This is a genomic window from Streptomyces sp. NPDC004134, assembly GCF_042874195.1.
In the GTDB taxonomy this organism is placed as follows: domain Bacteria; phylum Actinomycetota; class Actinomycetes; order Streptomycetales; family Streptomycetaceae; genus Streptomyces.
Window position 1 is genome coordinate 264473 of record NZ_JBIAMS010000003.1, and the last position, 23742, is coordinate 288214.

At 73.5% G+C, this 23742-nt stretch carries 22 protein-coding genes; 15 read left to right on the plus strand and 7 right to left on the minus strand.

The annotated features are described in order from the left end of the window. Positions 1 to 91: 91 nt before the first annotated feature. Positions 92 to 1117 (plus strand): ArsR family transcriptional regulator, encoded by a 1026-nt coding sequence (locus ACFYVJ_RS06415; protein ID WP_388887107.1) that lies wholly within the window; start codon positions 92 to 94, stop codon positions 1115 to 1117. 161 nt (positions 1118 to 1278) lie between these two features. Here the strand turns inward: ACFYVJ_RS06415 and ACFYVJ_RS06420 are convergent, their stop codons facing one another. The 3 genes from ACFYVJ_RS06420 to ACFYVJ_RS06430 form a co-directional block, all read right to left on the minus strand. Beyond that, on the minus strand, positions 1279 to 2448 hold the full coding sequence (locus tag ACFYVJ_RS06420; protein ID WP_388887109.1) for an NAD-dependent formate dehydrogenase: 1170 nt from the start codon (positions 2446 to 2448) through the stop codon (positions 1279 to 1281). 108 nt (positions 2449 to 2556) lie between these two features. After that, entirely contained in the window at positions 2557 to 3504 is a 948-nt protein-coding gene (locus tag ACFYVJ_RS06425; protein WP_388887110.1) for a LysR family transcriptional regulator, read from the minus strand. A gap of 88 nt (positions 3505 to 3592) precedes the next feature. Further along, positions 3593 to 4030: a hypothetical protein gene (locus ACFYVJ_RS06430; protein WP_388887111.1), complete on the minus strand. Its 438-nt coding sequence runs from the start codon at positions 4028 to 4030 to the stop codon at positions 3593 to 3595. A gap of 240 nt (positions 4031 to 4270) precedes the next feature. On the opposite strand from ACFYVJ_RS06430, the gene ACFYVJ_RS06435 reads away from it, so the two are divergent. From ACFYVJ_RS06435 to ACFYVJ_RS06460, 6 genes are all read left to right on the plus strand, one after another. Then, a complete protein-coding gene (locus ACFYVJ_RS06435) occupies positions 4271 to 6112 on the plus strand; it encodes a protein kinase (RefSeq protein ID WP_388887113.1) in 1842 nt (613 codons plus the stop codon). Between the two features lie 268 nt (positions 6113 to 6380). Then, positions 6381 to 7970, plus strand: a complete 1590-nt coding sequence (locus tag ACFYVJ_RS06440; RefSeq protein ID WP_388887114.1) for an AMP-binding protein — start codon at positions 6381 to 6383, stop codon at positions 7968 to 7970. Beyond that, positions 7967 to 9220 carry an acyl-CoA dehydrogenase family protein gene (locus tag ACFYVJ_RS06445; RefSeq protein WP_388887115.1) on the plus strand — a complete coding sequence of 418 codons (1254 nt, stop codon included), beginning with the start codon at positions 7967 to 7969 and terminating at the stop codon, positions 9218 to 9220. Before ACFYVJ_RS06440 ends, ACFYVJ_RS06445 begins: the two co-directional genes overlap by 4 nt. Positions 9221 to 9242: 22 nt before the next feature. Further along, the gene (locus ACFYVJ_RS06450; protein WP_388887117.1) at positions 9243 to 9986 is read left to right on the plus strand and encodes an enoyl-CoA hydratase/isomerase family protein; all 744 of its coding nucleotides are present in this window, start codon (positions 9243 to 9245) and stop codon (positions 9984 to 9986) included. A 38-nt stretch (positions 9987 to 10024) separates the two neighbouring features. Then, entirely contained in the window at positions 10025 to 10960 is a 936-nt protein-coding gene (locus ACFYVJ_RS06455; protein ID WP_388887119.1) for a VOC family protein, read from the plus strand. Then, positions 10960 to 12048, plus strand: coding sequence for an acyl-CoA dehydrogenase family protein (locus tag ACFYVJ_RS06460; protein WP_388887120.1), 1089 nt, complete (start codon positions 10960 to 10962; stop codon positions 12046 to 12048). The genes ACFYVJ_RS06455 and ACFYVJ_RS06460 overlap by 1 nt, the downstream gene beginning before the upstream one ends. Before the next feature lie 206 nt (positions 12049 to 12254). On the opposite strand, the gene ACFYVJ_RS06465 is transcribed toward ACFYVJ_RS06460, so the two are convergent. Beyond that, the gene (locus tag ACFYVJ_RS06465; protein ID WP_388887122.1) at positions 12255 to 12806 is read right to left on the minus strand and encodes a VOC family protein; all 552 of its coding nucleotides are present in this window, start codon (positions 12804 to 12806) and stop codon (positions 12255 to 12257) included. Positions 12807 to 13188: 382 nt separating this feature from the next. Between ACFYVJ_RS06465 and ACFYVJ_RS06470 the strand changes: the two genes are divergently transcribed. The 6 genes from ACFYVJ_RS06470 to ACFYVJ_RS06495 all read left to right on the plus strand — a co-directional run bounded on the left by ACFYVJ_RS06470 (position 13189) and on the right by ACFYVJ_RS06495 (position 17927). Next, positions 13189 to 13842, plus strand: a complete 654-nt coding sequence (locus ACFYVJ_RS06470) for a class I SAM-dependent methyltransferase (RefSeq protein ID WP_388887124.1) — start codon at positions 13189 to 13191, stop codon at positions 13840 to 13842. 232 nt (positions 13843 to 14074) lie between these two features. Beyond that, on the plus strand, positions 14075 to 14269 hold the full coding sequence (locus ACFYVJ_RS06475) for a hypothetical protein (protein WP_388887126.1): 195 nt from the start codon (positions 14075 to 14077) through the stop codon (positions 14267 to 14269). A gap of 62 nt (positions 14270 to 14331) precedes the next feature. Next, on the plus strand, positions 14332 to 15093 hold the full coding sequence (locus ACFYVJ_RS06480; RefSeq protein WP_388887127.1) for a hypothetical protein: 762 nt from the start codon (positions 14332 to 14334) through the stop codon (positions 15091 to 15093). Further along, the gene (locus ACFYVJ_RS06485; protein WP_388887129.1) at positions 15090 to 16010 is read left to right on the plus strand and encodes a DUF6895 family protein; all 921 of its coding nucleotides are present in this window, start codon (positions 15090 to 15092) and stop codon (positions 16008 to 16010) included. The genes ACFYVJ_RS06480 and ACFYVJ_RS06485 overlap by 4 nt, the downstream gene beginning before the upstream one ends. Positions 16011 to 16025: 15 nt before the next feature. Further along, a complete protein-coding gene (locus ACFYVJ_RS06490; protein ID WP_388887131.1) occupies positions 16026 to 17069 on the plus strand; it encodes a serine hydrolase domain-containing protein in 1044 nt (347 codons plus the stop codon). 339 nt (positions 17070 to 17408) lie between these two features. Beyond that, positions 17409 to 17927 carry a hypothetical protein gene (locus tag ACFYVJ_RS06495; RefSeq protein WP_388887132.1) on the plus strand — a complete coding sequence of 173 codons (519 nt, stop codon included), beginning with the start codon at positions 17409 to 17411 and terminating at the stop codon, positions 17925 to 17927. A 203-nt stretch (positions 17928 to 18130) separates the two neighbouring features. Here the strand turns inward: ACFYVJ_RS06495 and ACFYVJ_RS06500 are convergent, their stop codons facing one another. Then, a complete protein-coding gene (locus ACFYVJ_RS06500; protein WP_388887133.1) occupies positions 18131 to 19069 on the minus strand; it encodes a helix-turn-helix transcriptional regulator in 939 nt (312 codons plus the stop codon). A gap of 99 nt (positions 19070 to 19168) precedes the next feature. Here ACFYVJ_RS06500 and ACFYVJ_RS06505 point away from each other — a divergent pair, with 99 nt between their 5' ends. After that, positions 19169 to 20428, plus strand: coding sequence for an ATP-grasp domain-containing protein (locus ACFYVJ_RS06505; protein ID WP_388887135.1), 1260 nt, complete (start codon positions 19169 to 19171; stop codon positions 20426 to 20428). Beyond that, entirely contained in the window at positions 20425 to 21675 is a 1251-nt protein-coding gene (locus tag ACFYVJ_RS06510; RefSeq protein ID WP_388887136.1) for an MFS transporter, read from the plus strand. Before ACFYVJ_RS06505 ends, ACFYVJ_RS06510 begins: the two co-directional genes overlap by 4 nt. Here the strand turns inward: ACFYVJ_RS06510 and ACFYVJ_RS06515 are convergent. Continuing rightward, positions 21656 to 23113 carry a hypothetical protein gene (locus ACFYVJ_RS06515; protein ID WP_388887138.1) on the minus strand — a complete coding sequence of 486 codons (1458 nt, stop codon included), beginning with the start codon at positions 23111 to 23113 and terminating at the stop codon, positions 21656 to 21658. The two genes, ACFYVJ_RS06510 and ACFYVJ_RS06515, sit on opposite strands and share 20 nt — an antisense overlap. A gap of 97 nt (positions 23114 to 23210) precedes the next feature. Then, the gene (locus tag ACFYVJ_RS06520) at positions 23211 to 23699 is read right to left on the minus strand and encodes a glutathione peroxidase (RefSeq protein WP_388887140.1); all 489 of its coding nucleotides are present in this window, start codon (positions 23697 to 23699) and stop codon (positions 23211 to 23213) included. Between the last annotated feature and the right edge of the window lie 43 nt (positions 23700 to 23742).

Sequence of the window (23742 nt, forward strand, 5' to 3'; positions counted from 1 at the left end):
CAGCTTCCTACGATCATCTCGCCCGATCACGCGCCGAGCGGACCCAGGCGCGCTGCCGGGCAGGATCCGGAACTCAGGCTGGGGGAACGACGTGCTCCGCATTCACTTCACCGATGTGGACCTGGCGAGGACCCGGCTCGCCCCCGCTCCCGACCCCATGTTCGAGATCGCCGCGAGTCTGCACCGGCTGCAGTCCCGCGGGGGACGGTGGGCCTACGCCGGCTGGTACCGCACCACACGGCAGGGGCTGCGGGAGGCGGGGCTGGAGCGGGCGCTGCGGAGTGTCCTGCTGCCCCTGTACCCCAGGGCCGCGTACTTTCCGGACTTCCTCACTCCGGCCGATGCGGTGAACGGCCTGGACGCGGGGCTGGAGTCGATCCTGGCCACGCCCCCGCAACGGGTCGTCGAGGAGATGACCCTCCTCGACGAGACCGTCGGGGCACCCGCGTGGGCCGGGCAACTGGCCGGAGGGGACGCGCGCAGGGAGTTCACGGGGATGCTGCGCGCGTACTACGAGGCCGTCGTCGCCCCGCACGCCGAGCAGATGCAGGCGCGGATCGAGGCCGAGCGGGCGGCACGTTCCCGCGGGCTTCTCGACGGCGGAGTGGAGGGCATGCTCGCGGGGCTCAGGCCCATGCTGCGCTGGTGCCCGCCCGTCCTGGAGGTCGCCTACCCCAGGCAGGCGGAGGACCGTGACCTGTATCTGAACGGCCGCGGACTCACCCTCGTCCCCTCGTACTTCAACTGGGGCGAGCCGGTCGCCTTCGCCGACCCGGGACTGCCGCCCGTGGTCTGGTACTCGCTGCTCCACGAGCCCGAAGCCCGCTCCGTGACCGGCGGTGCCCCCGAACGGTCCCTCACGAACCTGCTGGGCCGTGCCCGGGCGGTCGCGCTGCGCGCCGCGTCCGCGGGCGCCACGACGGGCGAGATCGCCCGCGCCGCGGGGGTTTCGGCCTCAGCCGCCAGCAGGCACGCCACCGCGTTGCGCGACGCCGGGCTCATCACCACTGTCCGGCACGGCCCGGCCGTGCTGCACACCCTCACCCCCACGGGCGCATCCGTCCTGCGCGCCGCCATGCGCGGGCCCGAGGACGGCGTCACGGGCACCGCCGTGTGATCCGACGACCCGCCGCCGGGCCGTGCCCGCTCACGGTGGTCCGTTGCCAGCAGGGGCGTCGCGCCGTACGCGCCCGCGCCCGGGGCCGCCGCGGTTGCCACCGCCGCGGTTCTTCCGCAGGCCGACGGGAAGCACCGCGGCGGCCGCCCGAGGCGGGAGGCTCAGGCCGTGGGCTCGTTGACCGCGTACGCGTGGGCTCCGGCACCGGCGAGGGCGCCGCCGGAGACGATCAGGTACTCGTCGCGGATGGGCTTGCCGTCGAGCCAGGATTCGAGGATCTCGCGGGTCCCGGCGGCGTAGCGCGCCTGGGCGGACAGGGACGAGCCGGAGATGTGCGGGGTCATGCCGTGGTGCGGCATGGTCCGCCACGGGTGGTCGGCCGGGGCCGGCTGCGGATACCAGACGTCGCCCGCGTAGCCCGCCAGCCGGCCGTTCTCCAGGGCCTCCCGGACGGCGTCGCGGTCGACGATGCGCGCGCGGGCCGTGTTGATGAGGTACGCGCCGCGCCGCATCGTGGACAGCAGTCCGGCGTCGAACAGGCCCTCGGTCTCGGGGTGCAGGGGCGCGTTGATGGTGACGACGTCACAGTGCGGCACCATGGCCGCGGTCGACTCGTGGAAGACCAGCCCCAGTTCCTCCTCGACGTCCGCAGGCAGGCGGTGCCGGTCGGTGTAGTGGAGCGTGACGTCGAAGGGCGCCAGCCGGCGGAGTACGGCCAGCCCGATACGGCCGGCGGCGACCGTGCCGACGTGCATCCCTTCCAGGTCGTACGAGCGCTCGACGCAGTCGGCGATGTTCCAGCCGCCCTCGCGGGCCACCCGGTTCGACGGCAGGTAGTTGCGGACCAGCGCGAGGATCGACATCACCACGTGCTCGGCGACGCTGATGCTGTTGGAGAAGGTGACCTCGGCGACGGCCACGTCGTGGGCGATGGCGGCGTCCAGGTCGACATGGTCGGAGCCGATGCCCGCGGTGATGGCCAGCTTGAGGTTGCGGGCGGCGGCGATGCGCTCGGCCGTGAGGTAGGCCGGCCAGAACGGCTGGGAGATCACCACGTCGGCGTCGGGCAGCTCGCGGTCGAAGACGCTCGCGCCCCCGTCCTTGTCGGAGGTGACGACCAGGGTGTGGCCGCGGCTCTCCAGGAAGGCGCGCAGGCCCAGTTCGCCGGAGACGCTGCCGAGCAGATGGCCGGGGGTGAAGTCGGTGCCCAGGGGCGTGGGCGCCGACTGGCCGTCCGGGTAGGACTCGATGCGGGGCAGGTCGTCGCGGGCGTAGCCGGCCGGGTATCCGCCGGTGGGGTCGTCGTAGAGCACGCACAGGACCTTGGCCATGGCCGGACTCCTCGATGAGGTGAGGCGAGTTGTGCGGGATGGCCTTCACGGTGGCGGCGGGGAGTCCGCCGGGTCAAAGCGAAGTGTTCTATGGGCATGAGGAGTCGGCTATGAGCGCAGGTGGCGGTGGAGGAGGGCGTCCAGGGACCCGCGTACTCCCGCTTCACGCGCCACCGCCAGCAGGGCCCTGACCATGGGCGGCTGGGGCCGCTGCTCGGCGACGACCAGGCCGACGCGCGCGCCGTGGGCCGGACCGCCGAGACGTACGACGTGCTTGCCTTCGGGCACGCCGAACATGTGCAGCCAGGCGTGCGAGACGACGCTGGACCAGGGGCCCGCGGCCAGGTGCGCGTACAGGCCGGCGACCGTGTCGGACTCGACGGCGGGGGAGGCGGTCGCACCTTCCGCGGCGAAGTTCTCGTCGAGGATGCGGCGGTTGCGCATGCGCGGGCCGAGCAGGCACAGCGGCAGGGCGGCGGCCTGCGCCCAGCTCACCTCCGCGGCGCCGGCCAGCGGCCCGTCGGCCGGGGTCAGCAGCACGTACCGCTCCTCGTACAGCGGCATGTGCTGTACGTCGCGGAGCGTGGGGTCGTCGAGGTAGGTCAGCGCGGCGTCGATCTCCAGGCCGGTCAGGCGGCGGGTGATGTCCCGGGAGGACAGCGACTCCAGGCCGACCTTCGCGCCCGGATGCCGGGCGCAGAAGGGGGTGGTGATGAGGGAGGCGACGGTGAGTGCGGTGGGGATGGCGCCCAGCCGCAGGGTGCCGGTCAGCTCGCCCTGCAGCGAGGCGAGTTCCTGGCGCAGGGCGGTGTGCTCGGCGAGCATGCGGTGTGCCCAGGTCAGCACGTGCTCGCCCTCGGGCGTCAGTCCCTCGTAGCGGGCGCCGCGGCGGATGAGGGGGACGCCGAGGTCGGCTTCGAGCTTGCGGATGCCGGCGGAGAGGGAGGGCTGGGAGACGAAGCAGGCGGCGGCGGCCCGGCCGAAGTGCTGCTCCCGGGCGAGGGCGACCAGGTACTCCAGTTGCCGCAGCACGCATCCCCCAGAGGTGACGGTCACGACACGTGGCTGCACTCTACTTGTGCACGGGCGACGATCCCGCCCCTGAGTGCCGGATCCGCCTGGATGCGTCCGGCAGCCGGCGGGGTCAGCTCCGGCGGCTGCGCGCCTGACGTACCAGCAGAAAGCTCCGCACCAGCGCCCAGACGAGCGTCGCGAACAGCGCCGGCACCCCGAAGAGCATCACGAACCCGGCGCCGATGTTGGCGCCGATGCCACCGGCGGTGAGGATCCGCCAGCCGTACCCGGTGCCGATTCCGGCGAGGACCAGCGGCCCGATCACCTGCCACCACCGCCAGTCGAACCACTCCAGAGCGGTGGCGGCCACCAGCACCACCGCGCAGACGACGGCGACGGTCATCCCGCTGATCCCGAGGGCCGGCTCCAGCCCCGGGGGCAGCTCCGGCGGCCGCATGTAGTAGTCGAGATCGTCGAAGTCCGCGTCCAACTGACCGACTGCCCACCACACCCAGACCGGGCAGGCCAGCACGAGACCCACGGCCGCGACGGCTGAGAGCTGTCTCATGGAGCCATGGTCCGCCGCACGCGGAATACGGGCATGAGTACGCATACTCATTCCGGCGAACCGGACACGGTCGCGGTCCGCGCCAGGACGGATGCCACCCACGGGGACCTTCGGCGGGTGCGGAAGGAACCTGTTGTTGCAGGGTTGTTGCCCTACGTGGTGAGGAGGGTGAAGGAAAGTCGGTACGCTCCCCGTTGACTTCGGGGTGTCGGCAGGAGATTCGACTGCCGTGAACAGGGGATGATCACCATGACCAGTGGACCTTCGGCGAACCTTTTCCGGCCGCTCGAGCCAAGCGACCCGGCCGTCGTCGGCGGTTACCGGCTCGCCGCCGTGCTCGGCACGGGCGGGATGGGCAAGGTGTACCTCTCCTACACGCCCGGCGGCCGGCCGATCGCGATCAAGGTGATCCGGCCCGAGTTCAGCGAGGACCCCGAGTTCCGGCGGCGCTTCCAGCGGGAGGTCCAGGCGGCGCAGCGCGTGCAGGGCCTGTACACCGCGCCGGTCATCGACTCCGACACCGAGGGCGCCCAGCCCTGGCTGGCCACGGCGTACGTGCCGGGTCCCTCGCTCGCGCACGCCGTGGCGCAGCACGGCGCGCTGCCGCTGCGCAGCGTGCTGCTGTTGTCCGTCGGCGTCGCCGAGGCGCTGCACGTCATCCACGGCGCGGGCATCGTCCACCGCGACCTCAAGCCCGCCAACGTGCTGCTGGCCTCCGACGGCCCGCGCGTGATCGACTTCGGCATCGCGCGCGCCGCGGAGACCACCGCGCTGACCGGCACCGGCGTCAGCGTGGGCACTCCGGCGTTCATGGCGCCGGAGCAGGCGGCGGCGGGGACGATCAGCAAGGCCACGGACATCTTCGCCCTCGGCCAGATCGCGGCCTACGCGGCGATCGGCTCACCCGCGTACGGTGAAGGGCCCTCCCACGCGGTGCTCTACCGGATCGTGCACGAGGACCCCGATCTCAGCCGGGTGCCCGCGGAGTTGCTGCCCCTGGTGACCCGCTGTCTGACGCGGGATCCGGAGGAGCGGCCGAGCCTGACGGAGATCATCGAGCAGTGCCACGAGATCTCGCCCGAGCCGCTGCGCCAGGGCGAGGACTGGCTGCCGCAGTCGGTCGTCGGCTCGATCACCGAGCGGCTGCAGTTGCCCGAACCGGCGAAGACCCCGCCGCCGGAGCCGACCGTCGCGCCGACTCCGGCCCAGGCCGCGCCGCAGCACCCGCCGACCCAGTTCGCACCGCAGCACCCGGCGCCGGGGCCGGGGCCGGGCCAGATGCATCCGCAGGCCGCGTTCTCGCCGACCGCCGCCGCGCCGACGCAGAGCGCGCCCGGGGTGCCCGGCGCGCCGCCGCCCCCCGGGCACCCGATGCACTCCGCGCCCCCGCCGGGCTACCGCACGCCCCCGCCCGGCTACCGCACCCCGCCGCCGGGCGTCCGCCCGCCCTACGCGGCCCCGCCGCCGCCCAAGAAGAAGCGGACCGGGCTGATCATCGCCGCGACGGTGGTGGGGGTGCTCGTCGTCCTCGGGGTCATCGGCTCCCTGCTGCCGGACGACTCCGACAAGGGCGACGAGAGCAAGCCGCCCGCGAGCAGCAGCACCGGTGGCGGCTCGCACGGTTCGGGTGAGGGGGCGGCCTCGGGTACGGAGAAGAAGCCGGTCGACCCGAAGCCGGTCACGTACGAGGGCGTCGACGTGACGCAGAACTACGCCCTCAACCTCGCCGACAACCCTCCGCGGCCGGAAGAAGGGGACGTGTCCTACAGCGGCAAGGACTTGTACTACTACGTCGACACCCTCTTCGAGGACTCCTGGATCGGCACCGACAACGGGAAGTTCATCCTGCTGAACAACTCGGAGAAGGGCTCCCTGGAGACCTGCCGCACGGAGACCCGCTTCACCGAGAAGATCACCCTCGACCAGGTCGGCGACGGCTCGCAGTTCTGCGTGCTCAGCGACGCGGGCCATATCGCCGTGGCGACGTACCGCGGCAAGCGGGAGTCGGGTGACGCGTCGTACGTCACCTTCGACCTCACGATCTGGCGCAACGCGGAGGAGCCCAAGACGGAGGACCAGTAACCGGAGCCCGCGCCAAGCGGCGCCCGGCGCGTACGTCGCGCCGGGCGCCGCTTTCTGCCGTAAGGAGCCCGCGCACCGCTGGGGCTCCAACACGCCGCGCCACAGCGCGAGTTGACTCTCCGACTGGTCCGGACGCCGGCCCGGCGGCGCCAAGCACCCTTGCGAGGCGCATTCTTTCGTGGTCCGATATCAACGACCTTGGTAGTCAATATCAGTTCGACCGTCGCAAGCGAATCAGTGCCGCCCAAAAGCGAAGCAAGAGGTTCGAATGCGGAACGAAGCGCTGGCGAGCCTGGTCCTCGGTGACGTACTCCGAGAACGGGCCGAAACCCATCGGACAGAGACCTTCCTCAAATTCCGCGAGGGCGAGGTCACCTACGGCGAGGTCGACTCGATGGCCGACCGCGTGGCCCAGGGGCTGGCCACCGCGGGCATCGACCGGGGCGACCACGTCGGCGTGATGCTCCCCAACTGCGCCGACTTCATCCACGTGATCTTCGCGCTGGCCCGGCTGGGTGCCGTCGCCGTGCCGATCAACGTCGGCTACCGCGGCGAACTGCTCCGGCACGTCCTGCACTCCTCCGACGCCTCGGCGCTGATCATCGACGCGCCGTACGCCGACAGACTCCCGGAGGTGGCCCGGCACCTGCCCGACCTGGGCCGGGTCATCGTACGGACGGAAGGCGCGTCCGACGTCCGGCTCGGCGCGCTCGGCAAGCCCGCCGCGACGCTGTCCAGCCTGCTGTCCAACGGCGTGGAGGCACCCCGCGTCGAGGTCGGCTTCGGCGACCTCCAGGCGATCATGTACACCTCGGGCACCACGGGCCCCTCCAAGGGCGCGATGGTCCCGCACGCCCTCGCGCTGACCTGCGCGCTGGACTCGCTCGACTTCCTCGACCGGTGGGGCAAGACGACGTACTGCCCGCTGCCCCTCTTCCACGCCGCCGGGCTCTGGGACGGCGTGATGTCGGCGCTCCTCGCCGGCGGGGCCATCGCCATCGTCGAGCGGTTCAGCGCCTCGCGGTTCTGGGACGACGTGCGCATGTTCGACGCGCAGGTCGCCATGAGCGTCTTCTCGATGATCCCGATCCTGCTCAACCAGCCGCGCACCGAGCGCGACAAGGAACACCCGCTGGAGACCTTCTACATGGGCAAGTCGAGCCTCGACGAGCCGCTGTGGGAACGTTTCGGCGTCCGCTCGGTGGAGACGTACACCAGCACGGAGGTCGGGATCGCCACCGCCAGCCCGTACGGCGAGTGGCGGCTCGGGTCGTGCGGGCAGGCCCACGAGGAGCGGTTCGAGGTGGCGGTGGTCGACGAGTGGGACCGCGAGGTCGGGACGGACGAGCCCGGCGAGCTGGTCGTACGGCCCAGACAGCCGTTCGTGATCACCACCGGGTACTACGGCGCCCCCGAGGCCACCGCCGACTGCTTCCGCAACATGTGGTTCCACACCGGGGACCGCGTGTGGCGCGACGCCGACGGCTACTTCTACTTCCTCGACCGGATGAAGGACGCCATCCGGCGCCGCGGCGAGAACATCTCCGCCTTCGACCTGGAGTGCGAGGTCAACCTGCACCCGTCGATCCTGGAGTCGGCCGCCATCGGCGTGCCCTCCGACCTGGGCGACGAGGACGTCAAGCTGGCGGTCGTGCTCCAGCCGGGAGCGGCGCTGGAGCCCGCCGAACTGGTCGCGTTCTGCACGGAGCGGCTGCCCCGCTCGATGGTCCCGCGCTACATCGAGTTCATCGACGCCCTGCCGCGTACGCCCACCGACAAGGTCGCCAAGTACCGGCTGCGGGCCGAGGGCGACCACGGCCTCACCCCCGGCACCTGGGACCGGGAGGAGACGCCGTGAACTGGGCGGACACCCCGGAGCAGGCGGCCTTCAGGGAAGAGGTGCGCGCCTTCGTGCGCGACCGCTTCCCGCCGGCCTACGTGCCGGATCCCGAGGCCGAGCAGAGCCTCGAACCCGAGGACGTCTGGGGCTACAACTGGCCGGTCGACCGGCTCTCCGACGACCCGGCGCGCCGCGAGGGGGCACGCGCCTGGGCCGCGGTCCTCGCCGAGCGCGGCTGGATCACCCCGCACTGGCCGGCCGAGTACGGCGGGGCGGGACTCCCGGCGCTGGAGGAGTTCGTCCTCCAGGAGGAGATGATGCGCGCCCGCGTCCCCACCGTGAACGGGATCGGCGCCTTCCTGCTCGGCCCGACGCTCCTGGAGCACGGCACCGCCGGGCAGCGCGCCGCGCACCTGCCGCCGATCGCCCGCGGCGAGGTCACCTGGGCGCAGGGCTTCTCGGAGCCGGGCTCCGGCTCCGACCTCGCCTCGCTGCGCACCCGCGCGGTCCGCGAAGGCGACGAGGCCACGGGGACGTACACCGTCAACGGGCAGAAGGTGTGGACCTCGCTCGGGCAGTACGCGGACTGGCTGTTCGTGCTCGTACGCACCGATCCGGAGGCGGCGCGGCCGCACCGCGGCATCACGTTCCTGCTCGTCGACGCGGCCGCTCCCGGGGTGACCATCCGCCCGATCACCGACATCCGCGGGGCGACGCCCTTCTGCGAGATCTTCTTCGAGGACGTCCGGGTGCCCGCGGCCAACCGGGTCGGCGAGGAGAACCGCGGCTGGTACGTCGCGATGACCGCGCTGAGCTTCGAACGGGCCGGCATCGGCGCCACGATCAAGTACGAGCAGGCACTGTCGGAACTCGTCGGCTACGTCGGCTCCGACGAGGGCCGCGCGTTCCTCAGGGACGACACCAGGGCCGCGCTGCGCCGGGAGATCGCCCGCCGCCACACCGAGATCCGGGTGCAGTACAACCTCGCCCGCTACACCGTGTCCAAGCAGGCGGCCGGCGGCGTGCCGGGCTACGAGGCGTCGGTCAACCAGCTCTTCGGCGCGGAGCTGCACCAGCGCCTGGCCCGTACCGGCGCCTCGGCCTTCGGCAGGTCCGCCCAGCTCTGGCAGCGCCGCGACGCCCCGCTCGGCGGTGTCTTCACCCACATGGCGCGCGACAGTGTCGCCTCCACCTTTCTCGGCGGCGCGTCCGAGATCCAGCGCGACGTCATCGCCACCCGGGGCCTGAACCTGCCCCGCAGCCGATAACGACCAAGGAGGAATCCTCTCCATGTACGAGACCCTCGACCTGAAGATCGAGGAGCGGGTCGCCTGGCTGACCCTGAACCGGCCCGAGAAGCTCAACGCGCTCACCCCGACGACGATGAGCGAACTCCGCCGGTTCTTCACCGAGGTGGACGACGACGAGGACGTCTGCGTGGTGGTCCTGCGGGGCGCCGGCGAGCGGGCGTTCTGCGCCGGCATGGACCTCGGCTGGTCGGAGCAGCTCACCAAGCAGGAGCGGGTGGAGCAGGGGCGGCTCGGCGAGAAGACGTTCGCGATGATGGAGCGGCTGTCCGTCCCGGTCGTCGCGGCCGTGCACGGCTACGCCGTCGGCGGCGGTCTCGAGCTGGCGCTGGCCGCCGACTTCATCGTCGCCTCCGACGACGCGAAGATGGGCCTGGTCGAGATCACGCTGTCCGCCCGGCCGCCGTACCGGCCGAAGATGACCGAGGACGGCGACCCCGACCAGCCGGAGTTCGGCGGGTCCGCACCGGGCTGGGGCGGCGTCAAGCGGCTCCCGCGCCGGGTCGGCAAGGCGATGGCCAAGGAGCTGCTCTTCACCGGCGTCCGGCTCGACGCCGCCCGGGCGCAGCGGATCGGCCTGGTCAACGACGTGTATCCGGCGGACGAGTTCGACAAGCGCGTCGGCGAACTGGCCGAGCGGATCGCGGCGATGAACCGGTACAACCTGCGCCTGGTGAAGGAACTGGTCACCAACGAGTACGACTGGATCGAACCGCATCCGAGCTGAGGTGCCCGGCCCGGAGTGGAATCGAGCGAGGAGGATCTGTGCGGATTTACCGGATCGACCACATCGGCCAGGTCGCACCGGAGCTGGAGCCGCAGGTGGCGCTGCTGGAAGGGCTGTTCGGGTTCCGCCGCACGCGGAGCTGGGACAACCCCGCAGAAGGCTGCCGCGGCGTACGGCTGGAGCTGCCCGGGAACCCGGGGCACACCTGGGAGGTGCTGGCGCCGGCCGGCGAGGGGTCCGCGATCCAGGAGTTCCTCGACGGCCAGGGCGGCCGCCCGGGTCTGCACCACGTCGCCGCGGAGGTCCCCGACCTCGGTGCCGTACGCGCCGAGCTGGAGGCGCTCGGCGTCAAGCCGGCGGCAGGCGGGGACGGCGGCTGGCTGGAGGCGTCGCTGTCGCCGCCCGAGCGCGGTCCCGGCGTGCTGTTCCGGCTGCGCGGCCCCGGCGCCCTCGACCTGTGCGGCGACGGTCCCGCCGTACCGGCGACCGGCGAGCCCACGGACGCGCCCTCGCTCGGCATCGTCGCCCTCGACCACGTGTGCCAGGCGTTCCCCGACCGCGACGAGCTGGCCCGCTGGTACCAGCGGCTCGCCGGCTTCGTACAGGTCTGGCGGACACCCGAGGACGAGCACCCGGACATGGCGGACCTCGTGCTGAACATCCCCGGATCGACGATCTGCTGGGAGGTCATCATGCCGCGCGGCGAGGACTCGTTCATCGAGCGGTTCTGGGACCGGAACGGCGCCGCCGCACACCACGTGACGTTCGAGGTCGCCGACTGGGACCGGGCGGCGGCGGCCTGCACGCACCACGGCGTGCCGACGTTCGGCGAGAACGAGGGCAGCACCGACGGCGCCGCCTGGCGCGACACGTTCATCCACCCCAAGCACACCGGGGGCGTGCTCGTGCAGCTCTTCTGGGAGGAGCGGCCCGGCGTGTGGGTGCGGTCCGACAAGATCCCGCCGGTGGACTGATGGACCTGACACTCACCGAGGACCAGGAGCTGATCAAGGACACCGCCCGCGGGCTGCTGGAGTCCCGGAGCGCGAGCGCCGGGGCCCGGGCGGTGGCCGGCGAGCCCGCCGGCTACTCCGCCGCGCTGTGGAAGGAACTGGTCGAACTCGGCTGGACCGGGCTGGCGCTGCCGGAGGCCCACGGCGGAGTCGGGACCGGGTTCCTGGAGCTGTGCCTGGTCGTGGAGGAGATGGGGTACGCCCTGGTGCCGAGCCCGTACGTCGCCACGGTGGCGTGCTGCGGGCTGCCCCTCGCCCGGTTCGGCACGGCGGCGCAGCAGGCGCGGTGGCTTCCGGAGATCGCCCGCGGCCGGGTCATGAGCGCCGTGCCTGGCCGCTGGGACGGCACCGGGGGCGAGATCGCCGCGGCCCCGTCGGACGACGGTTTCGTGCTCGACGGCACGGCGCGGTTCGTGCCGTACGCGCACGCCGCGGAGGACCTCCTCGTCGTGCCCGCCGAGGGGCCCGCGCTGCTGGTGGACGCCTCGGCGCCCGGCGTCGTCCGCGAGCGGCTCGACGCCATCGGCGCCGACCGGCCGTGCCACGTCCGCTTCGACGGGGTGAGGGTGCCCCGCGACCGCGCCCTGACCGCCGGCCGCGAGGTCGCCGAGGCGATCGACGCGTACGGCGCCACCGCCACCTGCGCCGCGATGGTCGGCGCGGCCCAGCGGGTCCTCGACCTGACGGTCGCGTACGCCGCGGAGCGCGAGCAGTTCGGCCGGCCCATCGGCTCGTTCCAGGCGGTCCAGCACCACTGCGCGAACATGGCCATCGACGTGCTGAGTTCGCGCTTCATGGCGTACGAGGCGAGCTGGCGGCTGACGGAGGGGCTGGACGCCGCGGCGGAGGTGTCGATGGCCAAGGCGTGGGTGAGCGAGGCGTGCCGGCGGGTCTGCGACACCGGGCACCAGGTGCACGGCGCGATCGGCTTCACGCACGAGCACGACCTGCACTTCTTCTCCGGCCAGATGGCGGCGTGGGCGCTGGCCTTCGGCGACGCCGACCACCACTGGGACCGCGTCGCGGACCGGCTGGACCGGCCCGCCTGAGCCTTGCCGGCGCCCGTCGCCCGCCCGGTGCGGGCGGCGGGCGCCGCGGCATCCGCGCGGCGAAAAGCAGCGCGCTGCCGGAACCGGTCCGCGTCGGGGTCGAACCCCATCGTGCCCGCCACCCGCAACTGCTTCCCAGCGGGGCGCCGCGGTTTCCCGGACCTCCCGGTCCACCTGTTCGCCTCCGGCGGCTCGGCGGGCCGGGGTCAGTCGCCTGCGGCGTAGTGGAGCATGAAGTCGCGGTCACGGTCGCGCCCGCTGTCGGGGTCGTGCCTCGGCGTGGCCGGCTGGGTGGCGATCGTGTCGTCCAGCGCGATACGCGGCGGGAGGTGCCGGTAGCGCTCGGATCCCTGCTCCTCTTCCGCGTCGTGGGCGGGGGAGTCCTCCCGTCCGCGGAGCCTCGTGGTGATCTCCTGTACGACCCAGCCGTTGCCGTCCGGGTCGCTGAAAGAGAGGAACGAGCCGTAGCCGCGGCGCTCCACGCCCGGCGCGGCCCCGAGCCGCGTGAGCTCGTCGTACGCGGCGTCGACGTCGTCGACGACCAGGTGGAGGCCCTGCGCCGAGCCCGGCGCCCGGGACGTCACGGAGGTGCCGAAGACGACGGAAGCGGACGATCCCGGCGGGGTCACCTGTACGACCCGCGGGCGCCCGTCCGCGGTGACGTCGGCGTCGAGGCGCCACCCGAGCGCCAGGTAGAAGTCCTTGGCCCGGTCGACGTCGGCGACGGGTATGACGACGACCTCGAGTCTCATGTCCATGGTCTGAGCTTTCTGGTTAGGTGGCCCCGCAGTCTTCTCGGTTATCTGGCTATAACGGCCCATGAGGGGATGTTCTTCCTGGCGGCGCATATCGACATGCCGGTGAGATGTTCGTGGCGGCCGTGCAGTGGCTCCGGCCTGCGGAAACCCGCGTCAGCGGCGGACCGCCGCGGCTGGAGCCGGAGGCGCCGGCGGGGGGCGTCCCCGGCCACCACGTCGGAGCGGCTCCGCCCGGACGTCCGGGGGACCGTTCCGCCCCGCCGGCGGCCGGGAGGCGGGGGCGGGGCCGATCCGGGGTTCGGGTGCGCCGTCGGGTGAGCCTGTCGTGCGCCGGTGTGCGCAGCCCCGCGGTGATGTCAGTGGCGGGTGCGACGATCCGGGTATGACGAACTCCGCCGCCATCGGCGCCTACTGGGACGGTCAGGCAGACAGATTCGACGACGAGCCGGACCACGGGCTGCGGGACGGGGCCACCCGGGCAGCCTGGGCGGCCCGGCTGGACGCGTGGATCGCGCGGCCCGCGGCCGACGTGCTCGACGCCGGCTGCGGGACCGGCTCGCTGACCTGTCTGCTGGCCGCCGCCGGGCACCGGGTCACCGGTGTGGACCTGGCGCCGCGGATGGTCGGGCAGGCGCGGGCCAAGGTGGCGGCGGCGGGGCTGCGGGCCCGGCTGCTCGTGGCGGACGCCTCGGCTCCGCCGACGGGAGAGGAGAAGTTCGACGCGGTGCTCTCCCGGCATCTGGTGTGGACCCTGCCGGAGCCAGAGGCGGCGCTGCGGGAGTGGGTGGCGCGGCTCCGCCCCGGCGGGGTGCTCGTGCTCGTCGAGGGGCGCTGGGGCGGTGCGGAGCCGACCGCCGAGCCGTACGGGGCGGGCACGGGCGTGCTGCCCTGGAGCGGCGGCGTCGGGGCGGAGGTGCTGGCCGGAGCGGTGCGGCCGCTGGTGGCCGACGTACGGGTCGAAGACCTCGGCGGCGACGAGCGGTTGTGGGGCGGGCCGGTCTCGGACGAGCGTTACGTCCTGATAGGCAGGGTGTGATCGGGCCCCGGGAGGCGGCCCGTACGGCCTGCTAAACCTCAGTGCTTCCGGGTGCACCCATCGTGTGGTCTCCATCCCTGTGGGATCTAAGTGGCGGGCGGGGAGGGGACACCGACGTTGGTGCAGTGAGCCGGATGGGTGACCACCGGCCGCACCCGTCGCGCTCGTCACTGGCGCGGCGAAGTCACTCCCTCCCGTCGCGATCCGCGAGGGGACGACTCTTGGAGGCAAGATGTCCGTACAGACGACCCCGGCTCTCTCCCCCGTCCGGGCCGGCGTGGCCGAGAGGGCCGCGTTCACGGCACTGGTCGACGAGCCGGAGGCCCCGTTCAGCGACGCGCCCGTGTACTCCCCGCAGGGCGGCGCCGTCCTGCTGCTGCTGGCGCTCGCGTCCCCGAAGCTCCCGAAGGAGCCGCGCCCCTCCTGACGGTCCGCGGACCAGAATCCGCACCATCACGTCCGTGACCGACAGCAGAAGGTGAGCGCCCGATGTCGAATGCCGCACTGGGGGCCGACTACGCCCAAGCGGTGGAGCAATTGGCCGGGCGCGTCCTGGGTGCCCTTCGGGGCACCCAGGTTCCGCTGCCGGCCGTGTCCGACGCGGACCGGCCGGCAGACACCACCGCGCTGGCGGCCGTACGGGTCCTGGGGCCCGACCTGTTCGCGCCGGCGCTCTTCTGCCGCCAGCCGCTGCCGCAGCCCGACCGGGAGACCCTGGGATCGGCCCTGCGGGTCTTCCCGCCCCGCCCCGGGGACAGCACCGAGGCACGCTGGCGCGACCGCACCACCGCCGCGCTGCTCGCCCGCGGGGCGGCCGGGACCCGGACGGCCGTGCCGTACCCGGGGGAGGACTCCGAGCGCGCCGCGATCGCCGAGGTGGTCGAGATCGCCGGGATCGTCGAGGACGCGGAGGACACCGAACTGACGTGGAAGGAGCGGTCGCAGCGCATGGCGCGGCTCGCCCCGCTGGCGCTTCCGGAGGTGGACGGGCCCTACCAGCAGCGGGCCTGTCTGCACGTCCGCGCGCTCAGCCAGGGCGCCGCCCGCTCCCTGATGCGCCGCGACTACCCCACCGCCGCCCGGCTCGTCCGCTGGCTCGCCCTGGCCCAGAGCCGGGGCGCGTCGCCCGCCCTCGACGTCCCGACGGTGCTGGAGCACCTGCGCCTGTGGGGCGCCCCCAGCGCCCGTACGGCGCTCGACCTCGCCATCGCCGGAAGACTCCTGGCCGCGACCGGAGGGGGTCCGCGATGACCGCCCCCGGTCCGGCGGATCCGGTGCGTACCGCGGCGCTGCGTCTGGGCACCGGGGCGCTCGGCTGGCTGCACCGCCACCGCGCGCAGGGCGTGTTCGCCGACGGCGCGACGGCCGAACTGGCCGAGCCCGACAGCGTCTACAAGCCGCTCGCCGAGCTGGCCCTCGCCGGGTCCCTGGTGGTGCGCGACGCCTCGCTCCCCACCGCCGAGCGCGACACGGCGGGCGACCTGCTCGACTTCGCCTGGGACCAGCTCCGCGGCGGCGACCTGCTCTACGAGCGGCAGTTGCGGTTCCCCGCCATGACCGACCCGCTGGAGACGTACGTCCACTTCCACCGCGCCGGCTACCGGCACGAGCCGCTGCAGGCGCTGCTCGCCCACCTGACGTCCCTCACCTCGTACCGCGAGTACGAGCACGTCCCCAACCGCCGCATGGCGGTGGCCAACGCGACCCGGATCATCGGCGTCGCCGACCGCACCGACTGGCCCGCGCGCACCGCGGCGACCTGGCTCGGGACGATGCCCGAGCCGTGGACCATGGACTGGATGACGGCGTACCACATGACCCACACCGTCTTCCATCTCACCGACTGGGGGGCGCAACCGGAGGCCCTGCCGCCCCGCATGCGCGACTATCTGGCGACCTGGCTGCCGGTGTGGACGGACGTGTGGCTGGAGATCGAGGAGTGGGACCTCGTCGCCGAACTCCTCATCGTCGACGCCTGCATGCCCGAGCCGTCCTTCGAACCCGCCGCCTGGCGGCGGCTGGCCGCCGCGCAGCACGACGACGGGATGCTCCCGCGCGACGGGCGCACCGAGGTGGCCGACGAGGACGAGCGGTTCGACGACCACTACCACACGGCGGTCGTCGCCACGGCCGCCGCGTCTCTCGTGCTCTCGCGCCTGGGCGCCTAGCCGGGCGGCGGCGACGTGAACCTCCGCGACCAACCCCTCAAAGCGGTGGCCGCCGCCGCGGAACCGCGGGCGGCGGTCGTCGTCGCGGTCTTCGCGACCGGCACGTACCGCGCGCTCTGCCGCGGCGGCATCGACCGTACGGGCACCGCCTCGGTCACCGACCGCACCCGCTTCGAAGTCGGCTCGGTGACCAAGACGTTCACCGCGCTGCTGCTCGCCGACACCGCCGCGCGCGGCGAGGTCAGCCTGGCGGGCCGGATCGCGGAACGGCTCCCGTACGCCGCCCTCCCGCGCGGCCACGGCCGGGCCATCACCTACGAGCACCTGGCGACCCACACCTCCGGCCTGCCCCGGCTCCCACCGGGGCTGCTGCTCAACGGGCTGCCGTCCTGGTTCGCCAACCCGTACCGGTCGTTCACCCCCGACATGCTGCTGCCCGCGCTCGGCCGCGCCATCGTGCACCACCCGCCCGGCACGCTCATGCGCTACTCCAACCTCGGCGTCGGCCTGCTCGGCCGGCTGCTGGCCGACGGGGCGGGCACGGACTACGGGTCGATGCTCCGCGAACGCGTCCTCGACCCGCTCGACCTCACCGACACCGGCACCGCGGCCCCGGCTGCCCCGGACCCCGCGTACGCCGTCGGCTACTGGCACGGCCGCCGCCGCCCGCCCTGGGTCATCCCGGCCCTCCCCGGCGCGGGTGCGGTGCGCTCCAGCGCCCACGACCTGATCCGCTTCCTGCGCGCGCACCTCGACCCGGAGGACTCGGGGGTGGCGCGGTCGCTGCGGATCCCGCTGGCGGAGGTCGTACGGATCCGTGAACTGCCGGCGGAGGACGAGGAGAAGTCGGGCCTGGCGTGGAGCGTCCGCACCTTGTCGGGGGCGACGCTGTACTTCCACAGCGGCGCGACCCGCGGCTGCACGGCGTTCGTGGGCCTGAGTCCGGAGCGGGAGGTGTGCGTGGTGGCACTGACCAACTCGGGGGTCACGCTCCGCAGCAGGTTCGTGCAGTCGGCGTACCTGCTGCTGCGGGCGCTGGCGCTGGGGGAGGCCAAGTGACGCCGCGGGGGCGGGGGTGCGGGTGACGCCTGGCTGCCTGGAGACGGCCACTTGCCAGTAGCGGTGTGCCGTGGGCCGGTTCCGTCAGGGCACCGGAGGCCGCCCCATTCGGCGCCCGGTTGGCTGCCTTAAGAAGCTGTCACGCGTCCTCCGGACCGGACGGCAGCGGGCGGGCGGCCTCCGCGACGCGGATCGGTGGTGGCGGGCGAGGCGCATCGTCAAGGTCTGTGCACTCATCGTTAAGGACTGATAAGTGAATCCTCTGCATCCTGGAGTGAACCGATCGTTGATGGGCCTGCGGCCTGATCTCGATTCCGCACCAACAGGAGGAGTAACTGCGTGGCTAAAGCTTTTCGCAAAGCGACGTGCATCGCGCCTGTCGCCGCAGTCGCGGCCCTCATGTTCCCGGCATCGGCAGCAGCCGACCCGCCCGATCCGCGCCTGGCCTCGCCCTCGACATTCAGCTCGGCCACCGAAGGCCGCTTGATAGCGGCTGGGACGGCATCGCCGACCTCGGTGACGGCCGACGTTCCCCCTAGCTGGGACTTCATGTTCACCACCGGGTTCACGTTCCTGGGGGAAGGAGTTTACCGAGCCAACGCGGCCGCCCTTTCACATGGGGGAGAGTTCCACGCGTGCATCAGCACGCCCTTCGACTACGACGCTCAGTATGCCCTTTTCGAGTATGACGAGGGGGCCAATGCTGATGAGCATGTCGGAAGCACGCGCACTCAGACAGCAGGAGGGTGTGAGACCTGGGATGTCGACGCGTATGTCGACGGCGACAACAACCGGGCCGAGCTGTACATAGTGACGAACGACCCCGGTGCCGGCAAGACGGTGTCGTATTACGACTGACGCCTCCCTGCGGGTCGCGGTGAAGCCGGGAGTGCGAGTGCTCCACACCTCCGATCCGCTTCTTGGTGGCTGGGCCTTTCCAGCGTAGCCCTCGCGCCATTCCGAAACCGGAGAATGCTGGACGGTGCCGTCCAGGTCGGGGCCCGGGAACTGCCACCGTGGTAGTTCCCGGGCCCACCATGGCCGGCGGCCAGCGACCCCGGCTACACCTCCGCCGCCGCCGTCAGCCGCGCCCCCAGGGCCGCGACCGCGGCGCGCAGCTCCGGACCGCCCTCGACGCGGAACGCGAACGGCATCCGGGCCAGCCAGTCCCGCGCGTACATCGTCGGCGCGCTCGTGCTGCCGACCAGCACGCAGCCGTCGCCCGCCGCCTCCAGCCGGCCCATCGGCGGCCGCACCCAGCGTGCGACCTCCGCCGGCGGGGCGTCGAACGCCACCCGGGTCGGGTACTCCCAGCCCGTGCCGAGGTTCTCCTCCAGCACCGCGACCGGGTCGAGGCCGTCGGGCGGGGTGAACGCGCGGGTCGTCCGGTGGACCTCGCCGATGCGGTCGACGCGGTACGTGCGGATGGCGTCCGCGCGGTGGGAGCGGCACAGCAGATACCAGCGCCCGTGGCGTACGACCACCGCCCACGGGTCGGCCAGCCCCTCCGACTCCCGCCCCGACTCGCTGCGATACGTGACCCGCACGCTCGTCCGCTCCGCGCACGCCGCGACCAGCGCGCCGGTGATCGCCGGGTCGGGGCGGGCCGAGTTCGGGTCGGGGGCGGCCGCGGCGTGCTCCCGCAGCGTCGCCGCCTGCCGGCCGACGCTCTCCGGCAGCACCCGGATCACCTTGTCCAGCGCCTTGCCCACCAGCTCGTCCGCGTCGTCGAGCGCCGCCATGACCAGCGCCAGGGCCTGGGCCTCGGTGAAGACGACCGGCGGCAGCCGCGCGCCGCGCCCCAGCCGGTAGCCGCCGTACGGGCCGCGGGCCGACTCCACCGGGACGCCCGCCTCCCGGAGGATCCCGACGTACCGGCGCGCCGCCCGCTCGGTGACGCCCAGCTCCGCGGCGAGTTCGTCCGCCGTCGCGCCGGGGCGGGCCCGGAGGATCTCCATCGTGCGCAGGGCCCGGGCGGTGGGGCTGAGGTCGGTCGGCATCCGGGCAGGTTAGGCGGTCGTTGGCTATTCCGGAAGTGGATTGTCCGGAATAGGTCGTAGCGTGTCGGAGTCCCACCCCAGGAAGCAGGGAAACCGATCATGGACATCCCCCGGCCCGCCGCCGCACGCCCCCGCGTGCTCGTCGTCGGCGGCAGGCTCGATCAGGTGCGCAAGGCCCGGGCGCTCGGCCTGGACGTCGTGCACGTCCAGTACCCCGACGCGTACGGCAGCGGCCACTGGCCGTACGTCGACCAGGCCCTGCTGCTCGACTACGCCGACACCGACCGGCTCCTGCCGCTCGTGCGTGCGCTGCACGCGGCGTATCCGGTACGGGCGGCGGTGTCGCTCTTCGAGCTTGGGCTGCTGCCCGCGGCGCGGATCAACGAGGCGCTCGGGCTGGGCGGCGAGTCCGTCGAGACCGTGGAGCTGCTGCTCGACAAGGGGCGGATGCGCCGGCGGCTGGCCGAGCGCGGCGTCAGCCCGGTGGCCGCGGCGGTCGGCCGGTCGGCGGCGGACGTCCGGGAGTTCACCGCGGCCCACGGGCTGCCGGTCATCGTCAAGCCGGTCCGCGAGTCCGGCAGCCTGGGCGTGTTCCACGTACGGGACCGGGCGGCGGCCGCCACCGTCGCCGACCGCTTCCGGGCGCTCGACGGCGAGTGGACCGCGCGCGACCTCTCCGACGCCGGCTCCTTCGAGGAGTTCCTGATGGAGGAGTACCTCGAAGGGCCGGAGATCAGCGTGGAGACCCTGAGCCACGGCGGCCGGCACGTGGTGGTCGCGGTGACCGACAAGGAGACCGGCGGCGCCGGCTTCGTGGAGATCGGCCACGCGCAGCCCAGCGCGGTCGCGCCCGGCACGCTGCGCGACGTCACGCGGCTGGTCACGGACTTCCTCGACGCCGTCGGGCTGCGCGACGGCCCCGGGCACACCGAGGTCAAGCTGACTCCCCGCGGCCCGCGGATCGTCGAGTCCCACAACCGCGTCGGCGGCGACCGCATCAACGAGCTGACCGAGATCGCGTACGGCGTCGACATGGAGAGCCACGCCCTGGCCGCCGGGCTCGGCGTCCTGCCGCCCCTGGCCGCGGCGCCCGAGCCGCGGGGCGGTGCGGCCGTACGGTTCCTCACCCCGGAACCCGGCCGCGTGGTGGCGGTGACCGGCGCCGACGAGGTGCGCGCCGACCCCGCCTGCGTCGAGCTCCGGCTCGGCGTGCGGCCCGGCGCCGTGGTGTCCCCGCTGACCTGGAACGAGGACAAGGCCGGCCACGTCCTCACCCGCGGCGCCACCGCCGCCGAGGCCGTCGCCCACGCCCGCCGCCTCGCCGCCGCGGTCCGGATACGCACCGAGCCGGCCCCGTGACCGCCGCCCCGCCGGGTCCGCCGGACGTCGCCGAGCAGCGGTTCCGCGACACCGTGCGCGGCCTGCCCGGCCGGGTGTGGATCGTGAGCCTCGGCATCCTGGTCAACCGGGTCGGCAACTTCCTGCCCGTGTTCATCGTGCTCTACCTCACCGAGCGCGGTCACTCCGCCGGTGCCGCGGGCCTCGTGCTCGGCGTCTCCGGCCTCGGCAACGTGCTCGGCAACACCCTCGGCGGCTACCTCGCCGACACCCTCGGCCGCCGCTGGACCATCGCGCTGTCCGGCGTCACCACCGCGGGACTGACGGCCGCAGTGCCGTACCTCGGGCCGCTGTCCGCCATCGTCGCCGTCGTCGGGCTCATCGGCGTCACGTCGCACGTCTACCGCCCGGCCGCCGCCGCGGCGCTGCTCGACTCCGTGACGACGAACCGGCAACGCCTCGCCGCCTTCGGCGTGTTCCGGGCCGCGATGAACACCGGCGCCGCGCTCGGCGGCGTCGTCGGCGGTGTGCTGGCCGGCGCCTCGTACACGCAGCTCTTCCTCGGCAACGCCGCCGCCTGCCTGCTCTTCGGCGTGGTCGTGGCGGCGCTGCTGCGCGACGCGCCCCGCCCGCGGGAGGCGAAGGACCAGCCGGCCGAACGGGCCGCCGGATACCGCCGGGCGCTCGCCGACCGCACCCTGCTGCGCTTCCTGCTGATGACCGCGGTCGCCGAGTTCGTCTACATCCAGTCCACCGTCGGCCTGCCCCTGCACGTCACCGACGCGGGGTTCGACGCCCGCGACTTCGGCCTCCTCATGGGGCTCAACGGCCTGCTGGTGCTGGCCCTGGAGCTGCCCGCGACCGGCGCGGTCGCCCGCTACCGGCCGGAGTACGTCCTCGCCGCCGGGAACCTCCTCGTCGGCGCCGGTCTCGCGCTCACCGGGCTGATGACGGACATGACGCTGCTGGCGGTGACGGTCGTGGTGTGGACGTGCGGGGAGATGATCACCAGCTCCGTCGCGTACGCGTACCTCGGCGGCCTGACCCCGCCGCACATGACCGGCCGCTACCAGGGCCTGCACGGCGCCGCGTACACCGTGGGCACCGGTGCCGGGCCGCTCCTCGGCGGCGCCGCCTACGCCGTCGGGCCCTGGGCGCTGTGGGGCCTGGTCGCCGCCGCCGGGGTGCTGTCCGCGTACCTCTGCCTGCCGCCCCGCCGTGCCCGGCCGGCCGGCGCCCCCGCCGGCCTCAGGAGCGGCGGGGCGTGAACTCCGTCGTGGCGAACGTCACCGCGTCGCGGTCCGTCGCCCCCTCGGTGATCCACCAGTACGCGGGCTTCTCCCCGTACAGCGCGAAGAGGGGGTCAGGCGCCCAGTCGAGGATCAGTTCGTCCTTGCCGTCCGCGTCGAAGTCCGCGGCGCCCACCGGCCGGGCGTTGCGGTCCTTCGCCTTCGTCCGCTTGCCGTCCGCCGTCCGCGCCGGGCCCTCGCGCAGCACGGGCGTGCGCTCGTCGCCGTCGAGGAGCACGGCGCCGTCGTACGTCGCGACGAGCAGCCCGTCGCGGCCGTCGCCGTCCGGGTCGGCGGCGGCGAAGCCGCCGGGGCCGTAGGACGAGTCCTCGCCGGCCGGCGGCTCGGGCAGGTCGAGGACGACGGGCCCGTCGCCGCTGCCGGGGTAGAGCGTGGCCTTGCCGTCGACCTCGGGCGCCTCCGTCTCGTAGCCGGGCTCGTTGTTGCGGCCGCCGTCGTCGCCCACGGCGACGTCGCGCTGCCCGTCGCCGTCGAAGTCGCCGAAGGCGTGGCCGCTGCCGGCGGTCAACTCGCGGGTCTCGCCGGTCAGTCCGGTGCCGGGGCGTGCCGGGTAGAGCGTGTTCGGGTCCTGCCCGCCGTCGCTGATCCCCTGCCGCAGCAGCGCGGTCGCGCGCGGTTCGCCGGTGGGGTCGATCCCGTCCGCGGAGAGCGTGCCCTCCTCGACCGGCAGGCTCGTATCGGTGCGCGCGGGCTCGCCCGCCCGGCTGAACGGGCCGTACAGCACCACCAGTTTCGCGCCCGGGGCGGACCGTTCCGGCATCGCCAGGTCGTGGTGGCCGTCGGCGTCGAAGTCCCCGCGCACCGGCGAGCCCGGCTCCACGCCGGCCACGCCCGGCAGTCGCAGCGGGACCGCCTCGGGCCTCGCGGCCGGTTGTTCCGGGCCGCCGAAGGTCACGTACGGCATCTGCGGCTCTTCCCCCAGGTCCTCCCGCCGCCCGGCGGTCCCGGCGGAGGTCGTCACGAAGTCGGGGAAGCCGTCGCCGTCCAGGTCGGCGGTGGTCACGTCGGCGGCGCGGAGGAGGTCCGGCGCGGGGAACTCGGCGGGCAGGGCGGGCAGGCCGAGGTCGCGGCGTCCGTAGACGGTACGGGTCGCGGGGTCCAGGCCGTCCGCCGAGCCGTAGACGACGGCGACGCGCTCCTCCGCGGTCTGCGGGTCGCCGTCCGGGAACACCGGTACGAGGAGGTCGCGGTGCCCGTCGCCGTTGATGTCGTCGGGGTCCTGCGAGCCGTCGCCGGGCGCCGGAGCCCGGCTCGCGGCCGGGGGCGCGGGCACGCCGGGGTCCGGCGCGCCGTCCGCCGCCGGGGACGGCCCGCCGCCCGCGTCGTCCTCGCCGCACGCGGTGAGGACGAGCAGGGGGCACAGGACGAGCGCGGTGAGCGGGGCGCGACGGGTCATTGCGCCACTGTCGCAGCGCGCGAACGGCGGCCGGCCCGTCGAACGCGCGATCGTTGCACGTTCGTTGGGATCCGCCGCCCGGGCGCGGGAGCCCCGGTCAGCGCGGCAGAACGGCCTCGACGGCGGCGATCAGCGCGGCGTCGTCCGGCGTGGTCTGCGGGCGGAACCGGGCGACCGGCTTGCCCTCCGGGTCGAGGAGGAACTTCTCGAAGTTCCACTGGATGTCGCCCGCCGCGCCGTCCGCGTCCGGCGTCTGCACCAGCTCCCGGTAGAGCGGGTGCCGGTCCGGGCCGTTCACCTCGATCTTCTCGAACATCGGGAAGGACACGCCGTACGTCGCCGAGCAGAACGTCGCGATCTCCTCGGCCGTGCCCGGCTCCTGGCCGCCGAACTGGTTGCACGGGAACCCGGCGACCGCGAACCCACGGGCCGCGTACTGCGCGTGCAGCTTCTCCAGGCCCGCGTACTGGGGCGTCAGCCCGCACTTCGACGCCACGTTGACGGCGAGCACCGCGGTGCCCCGGAATCGCCCCAGCGAGGCGGGTTCGCCGGCCAGGGTGCGCAGCTCGACGTCGTAGACGCTCATGGGCAAGCAGGTCCTCTCCGCGTGCGGTCATCGCCTCGGGTAC

Bases quoted from the DNA above. Each gene is read 5' to 3' on its own strand.
- ACFYVJ_RS06420 (WP_388887109.1), bottom strand. From the start codon at position 2,448: ATGGCCAAGGTCCTGTGCGTGCTCTACGACGACCCCACCGGCGGATAC.
- ACFYVJ_RS06430 (WP_388887111.1), bottom strand. From the start codon at position 4,030: ATGAGACAGCTCTCAGCCGTCGCGGCCGTGGGTCTCGTGCTGGCCTGC.
- ACFYVJ_RS06435 (WP_388887113.1), top strand. From the start codon at position 4,271: ATGATCACCATGACCAGTGGACCTTCGGCGAACCTTTTCCGGCCGCTC.
- ACFYVJ_RS06440 (WP_388887114.1), top strand. From the start codon at position 6,381: ATGCGGAACGAAGCGCTGGCGAGCCTGGTCCTCGGTGACGTACTCCGA.
- ACFYVJ_RS06450 (WP_388887117.1), top strand. From the start codon at position 9,243: ATGTACGAGACCCTCGACCTGAAGATCGAGGAGCGGGTCGCCTGGCTG.
- ACFYVJ_RS06460 (WP_388887120.1), top strand. From the start codon at position 10,960: ATGGACCTGACACTCACCGAGGACCAGGAGCTGATCAAGGACACCGCC.
- ACFYVJ_RS06465 (WP_388887122.1), bottom strand. From the start codon at position 12,806: ATGGACATGAGACTCGAGGTCGTCGTCATACCCGTCGCCGACGTCGAC.
- ACFYVJ_RS06470 (WP_388887124.1), top strand. From the start codon at position 13,189: ATGACGAACTCCGCCGCCATCGGCGCCTACTGGGACGGTCAGGCAGAC.
- ACFYVJ_RS06475 (WP_388887126.1), top strand. From the start codon at position 14,075: ATGTCCGTACAGACGACCCCGGCTCTCTCCCCCGTCCGGGCCGGCGTG.
- ACFYVJ_RS06480 (WP_388887127.1), top strand. From the start codon at position 14,332: ATGTCGAATGCCGCACTGGGGGCCGACTACGCCCAAGCGGTGGAGCAA.
- ACFYVJ_RS06485 (WP_388887129.1), top strand. From the start codon at position 15,090: ATGACCGCCCCCGGTCCGGCGGATCCGGTGCGTACCGCGGCGCTGCGT.
- ACFYVJ_RS06500 (WP_388887133.1), bottom strand. From the start codon at position 19,069: ATGCCGACCGACCTCAGCCCCACCGCCCGGGCCCTGCGCACGATGGAG.
- ACFYVJ_RS06505 (WP_388887135.1), top strand. From the start codon at position 19,169: ATGGACATCCCCCGGCCCGCCGCCGCACGCCCCCGCGTGCTCGTCGTC.
- ACFYVJ_RS06515 (WP_388887138.1), bottom strand. From the start codon at position 23,113: ATGACCCGTCGCGCCCCGCTCACCGCGCTCGTCCTGTGCCCCCTGCTC.
- ACFYVJ_RS06520 (WP_388887140.1), bottom strand. From the start codon at position 23,699: ATGAGCGTCTACGACGTCGAGCTGCGCACCCTGGCCGGCGAACCCGCC.